Here is a 1,136-nt window from a genome sequence, read left to right as displayed (position 1 = left end):
GGTCTAGAGCCATCGTGTGGTGTCCTTTGTGAGTTGCTTTAGTCGGTACTCACTGACCATCCCACGATGGCTCCTCGCGTTGGCGAAGCAACGCTCAAAGCGGGGAAACCACACCACTCAATGGGACATGACCCAAGCCCAACAGTAGTCGTACGATGTGGTCCTGTTTAGTGGCTTGGAGACTGGTGTCAGATCGGGACCGCACTAGTTGGCTTTGACGGTGGCCAATTCGTCCCAGTGGGTGGTCGCTCGCGGCGACACCATCTCGCGGCGCATCGTCCATGCTCGGTTGGTCTTCAGGCCCGCGAGGCCGAGTCCAAGGGTCTCCGGCCCGTAGCGAGCGGTGATGGAATCGAGGACCGCTCCAGCCGCGAAGGGTGTCGGGTCGGTGCCGAAGATATCGAGGGTGGCATGGGAGTCGGTGGGGGAGAATTCGTGCAGGCTTACACCGACCCTGACGTACCGCTGGGTGCTGTCGAGCTGGGGGCCGAGGGCGGTAATCGCCGCCCGGTACATTTCCACCGGGTCGTCGGTCGGATTGGGGAAGGCGAGGGAAACGGCGTGGGTGGTGTGGTTGTCCTGGAACGGAGACGTCGAGGCGTAGCAGCGCATGAGCCGGGCGAGGGAGCCCTGCTGCCGAAGTCTGGCAGAGGCCCGCTGCGTGTACACGGAGAGCACTTCCTCGAGCTCGACGACAGTGCTGATCGGGGTGGAAAAAGAGCGGGAGAACTGGATCTGCTCCTTGTCCGCCCGTTCCTCCTCGAGCGGGAGGCAGTCGATACCGCGAAGCTCCTGGACCGTTCGTTCCATGACGACGCTGAACCTACTGCGGATGCGAACCGCGTCGGTATCGCGGAGGTCGGCGGCAGTGTGGATGCCCATCCCGGTAAGTTTCCGGGCGGTCCGCGAGCCGACTCCCTGTTGAACGTCTCTCGGGGTGACGATGTGGGCGTCTTCCCCGGTGACGATGGGTTTTAGCGCGTCAGGATTTGGTATCGGTTCGTCGGCGGCGTCAGGCTGACGATGTCCGGATAGACAAATGGCCCGGCGTGCAATCTTGAAGGATCACGCCGGGCCGTTCTAACGCGTAAGGCCGCGCTGATGCTCACGGTAAGTCATGATCCTGCTGTTGTCGA

The 1,136-nt window shown here is 62.4% G+C and carries 1 protein-coding gene; it reads right to left on the bottom strand.

All coding sequences use genetic code 11. The annotated features are described in order from the left end of the window. Positions 1-204: 204 nt before the first annotated feature. The gene (locus tag JF66_RS19115) at positions 205-882 is read right to left on the bottom strand and encodes a DUF4113 domain-containing protein (protein WP_051973769.1); all 678 of its coding nucleotides are present in this window, start codon (positions 880-882) and stop codon (positions 205-207) included. Between the last annotated feature and the right edge of the window lie 254 nt (positions 883-1,136).

Source organism: Cryobacterium sp. MLB-32 (assembly GCF_000738085.1).
GTDB lineage: Bacteria > Actinomycetota > Actinomycetes > Actinomycetales > Microbacteriaceae > Cryobacterium.
The sequence above is the reverse complement of the archived record's forward strand: the minus strand, read 5'-3'. Positions and strand labels throughout refer to the sequence as shown.

What these genes read in the sequence shown, in the direction of transcription:
- JF66_RS19115 (WP_051973769.1), bottom strand. Translation starts at nt 882, where the DNA reads ATGGGCATCCACACTGCCGCCGACCTCCGCGATACCGACGCGGTTCGC.